Genomic DNA, 500 nt, shown 5'->3' with positions numbered 1-500 from the left:
CCCTGGACGCTCACAACAGCGCCCGCATAACGCAAAGGGGGCCGTCCGGCCCACCGCCAGACAGCCCCCACACAAGATTTTCAGTGATCTCCTAGCCTTGCGCTTTCACGTAGTGGGGCGTCCGGTGGGATGATCAGAAACGCGAAGAGGCTCCTGACCTGCAACGATGGGACTTGTCTATTTGATCAGAAACTCATGGAGTTCTCGTCCAGGACGTAGCGGACGTGCGGGCCGCCGAAGTAGCCGCGGACGATGTGTGGCTGACGCTGGCGTCTGCGGAAGAAGCGGCGGGTCTCTGCGGCGAGTTCGGTATGGTTTCGGGCTCGGTGCTGCTTGGGCAGGCTGTGTTTGAGGTCGGCGTTGACCAGCTCATCGGGGTTGAGCTCGGGCGAGTACGGGGGCAGGAAGTGCAGCTCGACGTCGTCGGGGTGGGCGGCGAGCCAGTCGCGGACCTTCTTCGAGCGCTGCGCGGAGTGTCCGTCGACCACGAGGTGGACCTT

1 protein-coding gene is annotated in these 500 nt (G+C 63.6%); it reads right to left on the bottom strand.

Annotated features, from left to right (window positions below):
* Window positions 1–185: 185 nt before the first annotated feature.
* On the bottom strand, window positions 186–500 hold a 315-nt coding region (locus tag AC3ET4_RS30985; RefSeq protein ID WP_431955322.1), incomplete at its 5' end, for a transposase.

The sequence above is a fragment of the Actinacidiphila sp. bgisy167 genome (assembly GCF_057707665.1).
Note: the sequence above shows the minus strand (reverse complement) of the source record. Positions and strands in the feature narration are given on the sequence as shown.